This window comes from Moorena sp. SIO3B2 (genome assembly GCF_010692525.1).
Taxonomy (GTDB): domain Bacteria; phylum Cyanobacteriota; class Cyanobacteriia; order Cyanobacteriales; family Coleofasciculaceae; genus Moorena; species Moorena producens.
This window is the reverse complement of record NZ_JAAHHE010000258.1, coordinates 1-8,685: the sequence shown is the minus strand read 5'-3', so window position 1 is coordinate 8,685 and position 8,685 is coordinate 1. Positions and strand designations below refer to the sequence as shown.

Annotated in this window: 7 protein-coding genes and 1 pseudogene; all 8 read right to left on the bottom strand. The window is 43.5% G+C overall.

Going from position 1 to position 8,685, the window contains the following annotated elements:
• Positions 1-119, bottom strand: a pseudogene (locus F6K38_RS44485) (baseplate J/gp47 family protein); the annotation flags it as partial.
• A 356-nt stretch (positions 120-475) separates the two neighbouring features.
• Positions 476-4,030 (bottom strand): putative baseplate assembly protein, encoded by a 3,555-nt coding sequence (locus F6K38_RS30225; protein WP_287358772.1) that lies wholly within the window; start codon positions 4,028-4,030, stop codon positions 476-478.
• The gene (locus tag F6K38_RS30220; RefSeq protein ID WP_287358771.1) at positions 4,030-4,422 is read right to left on the bottom strand and encodes a GPW/gp25 family protein; all 393 of its coding nucleotides are present in this window, start codon (positions 4,420-4,422) and stop codon (positions 4,030-4,032) included. The genes F6K38_RS30225 and F6K38_RS30220 overlap by 1 nt, the downstream gene beginning before the upstream one ends.
• Complete coding sequence (locus tag F6K38_RS30215) at positions 4,422-4,820, bottom strand: PAAR domain-containing protein (RefSeq protein ID WP_287358770.1); 399 nt, start codon at positions 4,818-4,820, stop codon at positions 4,422-4,424. Before F6K38_RS30215 ends, F6K38_RS30220 begins: the two co-directional genes overlap by 1 nt.
• A gap of 12 nt (positions 4,821-4,832) precedes the next feature.
• Positions 4,833-5,480 (bottom strand): phage baseplate assembly protein V, encoded by a 648-nt coding sequence (locus F6K38_RS30210; protein WP_287358769.1) that lies wholly within the window; start codon positions 5,478-5,480, stop codon positions 4,833-4,835.
• A complete protein-coding gene (locus F6K38_RS30205; protein WP_287358768.1) occupies positions 5,477-6,544 on the bottom strand; it encodes a phage late control D family protein in 1,068 nt (355 codons plus the stop codon). The genes F6K38_RS30210 and F6K38_RS30205 overlap by 4 nt, the downstream gene beginning before the upstream one ends.
• 70 nt (positions 6,545-6,614) lie before the next feature.
• The gene (locus tag F6K38_RS30200) at positions 6,615-7,373 is read right to left on the bottom strand and encodes a CIS tube protein (RefSeq protein WP_287358766.1); all 759 of its coding nucleotides are present in this window, start codon (positions 7,371-7,373) and stop codon (positions 6,615-6,617) included.
• Positions 7,364-8,685: hypothetical protein (locus F6K38_RS30195; protein ID WP_287358765.1), on the bottom strand; the 1,322-nt coding region annotated here is incomplete at its 5' end. The genes F6K38_RS30200 and F6K38_RS30195, both read right to left, overlap by 10 nt.

The following is an 8,685-nucleotide window of genomic DNA, read 5'->3' as shown; positions in this document are numbered from 1 at the left end:
CCCGGATCGGAAGGGTTATGATTTGTCCATTGGGGCGCGTAAGTGGGAATCAAGCTGATCGCTTCCGCCAGCAAATCATCATAGGTTTTGTCATCTAAATTAGGTAATTGTAAAGGCATTTTTGGGAATTTAGAATTTAGAATTTAGAATTTAGAATTGGGGATCGGGAATCGGGAATCGGGAATCGGGAAGTTAGAAGTTAGAAGTTAGAAGTTAGAAGTTAGAAGTTAGAATTGGGAATCGGGAATCGGGAATCGGGAATCGGGATTAGCCACGATATAGCACTACGCATTAAGATGTTTGACATTGTCTTGATGCAGTCGCTCATGGGGGAAACCCCCAAGACCGCGCTGCATCGCTTCTAAACTCCAAAACCTAGTCGTAGCTTACTTTTGACTTCTGACTTCTAACTTCTGACTTGCGCGTAGCGCTATAACACCACACTCCCTACTCCCTACTCCCTACTCCCTACTCCCTACTCCCTACTCCCTTTGCTATACACAAGATTGATGGTATGGTTGCCGGAATAAACCAGAAAGTTACCGGTCACTCTTGCACCTCCGATGTCTTCACATTTTTCTCCTGTGAGGCTAACCACGTGATCGACTTTGGGGATGGATTCGAGGAGTCTATATAAATCAGAAAGATAGGGTTCTCGACCAAAATCCCATCCTTTTCTGTCAAAACCGCCGGTGAGGGGATGTAAAAAGCGTTCTAGGGCTTGCTCAATTCCTTGTTCTACTTGGCTGGCTGTTTCTAAGGATGTTACGGCAATGGTAGTGGTGATATTAACACTGACATAGGCTGCTCCAACGACGGAAATTCTAACGGTGGGTTGGGCATTGGTTTCTAGATAAGTTTGAACGCGGTTAATTAATTCTTGACTGGGTAAAGGCTTAGGGTCCTTGGAGTGGGGAACAATAATCACGCTCACCACTCCTGGTACTTTGGCTGGTGCAACAGCAGAATTATTATCGATATCTGTGAGAGGAAAACACTGGGGCTGATTATTAGTAGGAGCAAGCAATTGGGCTAAATCCACGAGGGGAACACATTTTGCCCTAACTACTCCTGGCAAGGCTTGAGCTAAGTCTTGATAATCGTCTTGGGTAACAGCACGGTGGCGGTGGCGAATTTCTTTGGGAATGCGATCGCGTAATGAATCGAGGCTTTCTGGATCTGCACCTCCTGTGGCTGCTGCTGGGTTAATTACCCGGTCTACATAGGGAATGGTAGTTTTTAACTGCACGATCTTGCCTGGATCTTGGTTACCCTGGCTACCTCCTCCGGTTTGATACTGCTTGAGGCGCAGGTTACCTCTACCAATGGCAGGAATTAAGCCATTAATGCCGTCACCAAACTGAATTGTTCCGGTGAGACGATCTAAAACATAGTGGCGATCCCGTGGACTAGAATCATAAAAATCCGCGACTTGATGCCAGCGTATCCAAATTTCTTGGGGTCTTCCGGTACTATCGTAGGTAATATTGATCGCGTCTTCCCCTTCTTGCTGTTTAATTTTTTCGTCTTCCATCCCAGACGGTAATTCTAGTTCCCGCACTTCCAATTGTTGCCCTTCTAAAATAGGAGTACGGTTAGTAGTAAAGGTTTGTTTTTTCGAGCCATCACTAGAACCCAGGATTTCGTTACGGATGGTAACTCGTTGGGCTGCCATAGTAGTGTTAAGGAGTACCTGCCCTAAGCGAGGCTCAAAGGTATAATTGCCACTAGCGTGTTGCACCCGCAGCCAGTAGCGAGGAGATAAGCTAAATTCCTGTTTGGGAGTAATATCTGCTGGTGGTAAAACGATGATTGTGCCGGAACGGGTGAGATTGTCGGTATTATCCTGAACTGTTATTTTCCGCCACTGTGAACCATTCCAATATTGCCAAACTAGTTGGGGGGTTTCATCTGCTGGTAATTCTGTGTCAGCAAAGGTTTCCATCGTGGCACTGTAAACTAAGTTAGGCTGATCGCTCTTAACTAGCTGGAGAAAAACGCGATCGCTACTTCCCAAGGCAGCCTGGGCAGGAATAGTTACGTTGATAGCGATGGTTTTAGCTTCACCCGCCTCTAGTTCTAATCGAGCCGATGTCACCTGAGTGCTCCATTCCGGTACACGCTGCATCCCCACAGTAGCAAGTTGGAAAGTAACCGTTTCTGAATTAGTATTGGTTAACCAAAACCGATGGGTAACCGTCGTACCAGGTAAACCAACTTTTTTGCTGATAGTAGGGGAAATCGGTATTAAATTTTCCCCATATTTGAATGCAGCCGCCCTCACAAACAGACTGAGGGGAAGATTAGGAAAACTCCGTTCCACTGGCAAGGAAAAACCTAGATAGGTCGTTGGTTTATCTAAGTCTAGTGACTCAAAAGGAGCGAAGGGTAAATCCTCAATAGTTCGAGACAAAAAATCATTGTCAGTAATTATCTGTTCCGGTTCCTCTGTCAAAGTAAATTTGTAGTCGATGGAGACGGAATTAATTACTGGGGGGACAAACGTTGCCGGATGATAAGTATCAATATTCTCAAAGCTGGCTTCCTGACCATAATTACCACTAATAATTCGTACCCGAATCCAGAAGCTAGTTACCCCATTGATAGTGGTTTCCTGGGGTTGGATATCTGCTTCTTCTGGTAGGGTAAATTTTATTGTTGGGTTGAGATTGCCATCATTGTCATCCAGTAAGTTGGTAAAAGCCCTAGTTTCATCTATAAATGTGTTTGGAAGTGGAATGGGATTGTCTGGGGTTGAATCTGGGTGTAACATCCCTTCCCTGGTAGCGATAAACAGGGCTTGCCAAGATTTACCATTCCAAAACTCCCACTGTAATCTGGGATTGAAGTGTTCAGATATAGTATTGTCTGGTTCAAATCTAGTATTTAATTGGTCAGATATAGTCTGTAAATTAATACCAATATCCCTAGGATGTGCCAGGTTTAAATTAAGATTAATTTGCGCTCCTGACTGGGAAAATGCTTCTCCATTAGCCAGATAAAAGGTGTCGCCAAATTTAGGCTTTTCCCCAAAGGGAAAGATTGACTGATTGATATCTTGGTTGAGGGAATTGGTAACAGCAGCCTCTAATCTTAAGTCAGTGCGGTTTAATTCTACTTTTAGACTCAGTTTACTAATGGTTGGTAATTGGTGTTTGCTCACCATACCCACAGCAGAATCCTCACTAGAGCTAATTGGTGTTACTAAACGGCAACGCAGCCAACGGTTAGTAACTCCATGCACTTGAGTCAGGGGTATAGCATTAATCTCCTCAAAATTAATTTCTCTGTTAATTTCCCCTTCACCACTCTTACTAAAGTTGTCAGTACCATCACGATTAGGTGTAATTGTCTGCCAAGCTTGTAACTCTTCTGTTTCGTGCCAAACTTGCCACTCTAACTCAGCTGGATCACTAAATACTTTCTCTAACTCTATGATTAACTTGAGATTATTAATAGTAGGAAAACTGAGCAGTTGCCGATGCCCCACATAAAAAACATGCTCAATCTCTTGATTTCCCCGAAAAATCGGTAAATATGTTGTTGCTGGGTTAATTTGCGTCAGAGAACTGTAATCGGCATACTGGTCTTGTGGGGGATTACGCACAAATAGAGAATCTAATTGCGCCCCAGTTACCACCAACTCCTGTTCAGTTTCAAAAATTACCGATTCGGTTTCTCCTTCTGTGGGGGGTGCAGCCACTTGGGTGCCAGCTGGTGCGATCGCATCCACTGTAGTGCCCGTTGCGAGGAAAAAGGTAAGGGGTGCCCTTGCTGGCTGAGGTGCTAAACGGGAAGCTCCCAACAAATCTAGAAAGGCGAGGAAATTTTTATCTGGCACTTGATTGAGGCGAGAAATAATTATCTCACCAAAGCGGGCAAAGATTTGCACCAGTGCCTGGGCAACACCTTTATTTTTTAGTTTTTCAGAGGTTGGATACTCGGTGAGATATTGAGCCAGCAGTGTTTGTACATCTTTAGCAATCCTCTCTGCCGTTCTAGAATCAATTTTAGGAGCTTTTCTTGCCATTAGCCTGCACTCCCTTCCAGATAAAACGGATACACTAAATTAAATACGTTATTAGTTGCTCGCACCCGATAGTCAATATTAACCAGCATTTGTTCTGGAGTAGGGGATTGAACGCGCACATCCACAACATCAATGCGGGGTTCAAACCGCAATAATGCTTCCTGTACCGCTTCCGAGACTCTAGCCGTAGTGGCAGCAGAATTGGGTTCAAACACCAAATCGTAAATACCGCAACCAAAATCAGGGCGCATAATTCTCTCACCCCTAGCAGTGCCGAGGATAATTAAAATTGATTGGCGTACACTCTCTTCATATTCCGCAAGTTGGAAATCTCCCTGAGTATCTAAACTAAGGGGAAAGCCCACACCTACACCTAAAAATGGTTTCGTCATCAGCCTATAAACACCGTACCTACTGCGATTACTTGTCCTACTGGTAAATCAGCAGGATCATTACAAGTTTCAGCAATATCCCCGTTACGGGCAGCTGCTTTACCGTTAATTTTCACAGTCTGACTCCCAATTTTGATGGTGCCTCGATTAGCCGGTGGCTTTTGAAAAGAAGTCCCCGGTGGACTAGGAATATGGGGTGGAGTATTGTCTGCCGTACTATCTACCGTAGCGGCTGGCATCCCCATCATGTTGACATCACTGCTCAAATTGCCATTGATAATACCCGCAAAAGGATGGGGTAGGGGAGTTGGTACTGGTCCTCCTGGTGAGGGTACCATCACAATATGAGTATCAATAGCGGTAATGCGATCGCCTTGTTTTGCTGCTGGTTGTCCCATAATTAAATTAGACTAGTTGAGATTAATGATTTGACCTTTAAGATTCATGGTGCTGCTGGCCTTAAGCTCCATTGCCGCACCGGATTCAACCTTGGTATCTGCTGAAGATTTGATTTCAATATTTTGTGCCTCTAGTTTAATATTACCTTGGGATGCTGATAAAGTAATGTCTCCTTCAGTAGTAATAGCAATAGTGTTGGTAGCAGTATCAAAAACAATGCTGTTTTTCTCCGTTTTATCCACAATTTCAATAGTTTCTGCTCCCTCTTCATCATTGAGACGGATGACATGACCACTACGGGATTTGATTACCCGGATATTATTAGCACCATCTTCATTAGTTGCTGGTGGTAATTCTTTACCATTCCACAAAGACCCGATAATATAGGGTAAACGGACATCACCATGTTCAAAAGCTACTAATACTTCGTCATCTACTTCCGGCAAAAAATAAATCCCTCTTTCATTTCCCGCCATTAGTGTAGCTATTCGCGCCCAGTCGCTTTCATCTTCATCACTGAGCCAGGGGAATTTCACTTTAACCCGACCTAGTCCTTCTGGGTCTTGATTGTTGGTAACTACACCAACCACGACACCATAAATACGAGATGCGATCGCTCGGTGGGGTTGACTATCCAGAAGTAATTCAGAGAATTTCATTGGCCATTCCTCCGCACTGTAAACTTGGTCTGATATTGGCTATCACGATAGCGATGTAGGACACTATTAACATAGTATTGACCGCTAAAGCGCTTGCCCACACCGTCAATTTGCACCACTTTTCCAGCTCGCAAATCGGTACGTCCTCGACAAATTCCTTCCCCTGTGATCAACTCTAAATTGAGTTGCCGAAAACGGGCTTGAGCGAATTGCTCTGCTTCTGCTAGGGTGATAATCGGGCGATCGCTCAGGATTTTTACCGCTGTACCAAAAGCATTTTGACTTAGGGCTGCACCGCTAATTTCTCCCCCCATCTTGCTGCCTTCATCACCAGTGGCGGCGCGTCCGATAATTGCTTGCTTTTCTTTAGGATTCCAACCCTGTACTTTGACTTCATTAACTTGACTTGCAGAGGACATACAGGAATAAAATTCCAGTAGGTCATCACTAAAGGTTAGCGTAAGAATTTCACTGTCTTGATTAGCCGTAGGTCGAAATACTAATTTCTGATCCTCCACCATCACCTCATAATTAATTTTTGCTGCCCGTTCTTGAAGAAACTCCATATGGGTTTGATTGGCTTGTAAAATATAGTCATGCACCACCCTACTATCTTCCACTTGGGCAGAAAGTCCTACCTGCTGGGCAATTTGTGCTGCGATGTCACTATCTTTTAGTTGTACAAACGTCTGGGTATGACGACCACGATGTAAGCGATGGCTGCGATCATAACCCCGAATCATTACCTTTGGTAGTCGATCAATGGTAAACTCCGGTTCTATAGCAGTAATTTCTCCTACTATCAGGGTAGCTAGGTTTTCCCGGTAACCTAATTTAACTTCTACCGTATTGCCAATATTAAACAAGGAGTTATCTAGCCACAACACTTCCCCTTCCTGCACATCTAAACTGCCCAAGGTTAAGGTAAACATGGTGGGTAAATTAACCTGTTCATCTACTGTTACCCCAGTAATATGTAACTGTGCCGACCCTGGTAAACTAGAACCATTAACCAGGATTTCATAGTCTGCGAATATGGAAGTTTGGGGTTGGGTAAAGGGCATTTTTACAATTCAAAATTCAAAATTAAAAATTAAAAAAATCAATATTATAATTAGCAATTAACCATGAACATCAACGCAATTTGGGAATAGTTAAGGTTTTACCAGTATCAAGTTCACGGGGATTATCCAATTGATTTTCTTGGGCAATCAGTCGCCACAGCTTAGGGTTACCATAGACATCCGCCGCAATGGTGCTGAGGGTTTCACCTCTTTTGACAATACGAGTGGTTAATTCTGGATCGGTACGCCGTTTATCATCTTCTGGGTTAAGATATTCCGAAAACGTGATGTTGACTTTTGCCCGTATCGGTTTACCATCACTTTTGAACAGGGTGAAGGTTTGGGTCAGATTAGTAATCACCCCGACAAAAGGGAAGTCAGAATTAGTTGGTGCTTTACCCCAGTAAACCTTACAAGCTGGTGGTGGTTGTTCTTTACCCCCAACACGTTGAATGCGGGTAAGGGCAACAAGTTTATTGGTTTCCTCCCGTACATCCTCGATGGCGGTACTGTCTATTAAACGATTTTGATTTTGATTTTGATTTTGATTTTGAAGTCGTGAATTTCTAACCCCTTCGGAAACATCAAATAACAATTCCAGAGTTAATTCCCGACTTCCCCCGCCACCAAAATCTAAGATGGGGGCATTATATTCTTTTTGACTTGAACCACTCCAACTAACTCCTTTTTTGATAGCGTAGGATTCGGGGTTAAACAAAACCGTAATCTCTGGATAATTGGCTCTGTCTTCCGACTCTACAGCACGGTACTTAGTGTCTTGAGTTTTTTCCCACTTCAAAGGAATAATAGTTAGTTTAGCTAATGCCATTTTTCTATCCCCCGACGTTCTTGTTCCATCGTTAGCTGACGAGTTAGAATACGACTAACTTGTTCGGCTATTGCCTCGATATCTATATCTACCCCGTCAGCTGGAGTGGTTGCTAGATTTGACGTGGCTGTGGTTGAAGTAACTGGTGCTGTCATGGGAATGGAATTAGCTCCAGTTAGATTAGCTTGACGAGCAATCACCCCATCGCTTAACTGTTGGAGTTTCGATACTTTGGCTACAGATTCGTTATCAGTTTTGCGCCAAACTAAATCCGGTGTCGAGCTAGTTTTTCCTGTCTCGGTATCTAAATTGATATTTCTATTTGGGGTTGTAGTTGTTGTCAGTAAGGGCTGACTTGCTTTGACAACAACCGATTTAGTTTGAACTAAAGAGATATCATGATTGGGGTTAGAATCCGAGAGCTTGGTTTGTACCAAACTACTGTCTGATTCCTCTTCCTCCTGGGACCGCCAAACTAAATCCTGTGCCGAGTTATTGCTTACTGTATCCTTAGTCAGATTAGTATTTATAGTTGGGGTTGTAGTTGTTGTCGGTAAATGCTGACTTGGTTTGACAACAACCGATTTGGTTTGAACTAAAGAGATTTCATGATTTTGGTTAGAATCCGAGAGCTTGGTTTGTACCAAACTACTGTCTGATTCCTCTTCTTCCTCGGAGCGCCAGATTAAATCTGTTGCTGAGCTAGTTTTTACTTTATTCGTAGTTAAATTGATGTTGGAATTTGGGGTTGTATTTGTTGTTGGTAAATGCTGACTTTGTTTGAGGAAAACCGATTTGGTTTGAACCAAAGATATATCCTGATTGGGCTTAGAATTTGATAGCTTAGTTTGTAGCAAACTACTGTCTGATTCCTCTTGCTCCTGGGAGCGCCAAACTAAATCCTGTGCCGAGTTATTGCTTACTGTATTCTTGGTGAGATTAGTAGTTTTAGTTGGGAGTGTAGTTGTTGTTAGTGAGGGCTGACTTGGTTTGGCAACAACCGATTTAGTTTGAACTAAAGAGATATCCTGATTGGGCTTAGAATCCGAGAGCTTAGTTTGTAGCAAACTACTGTCTGATTCTTCTTCCTCCTGGGAGCGCCAAACCAAATCCGGTGTCGAGCTAGTTTTTCCTGTCGGTAAAGGCTGACTTGCCTTAGCTACAAGCAATTTAGTTTGTACAACAGAAGCTGGAGTGACTGGAGAGGGGGAATGGGAAGCACCATCTGTTTTCGGTGGGACAACCTGAGACTGAATACTTTCTGGAGGTGTAAACTCATGCTGGAGTGCAGATAAGGTTGCCTGACGATTAA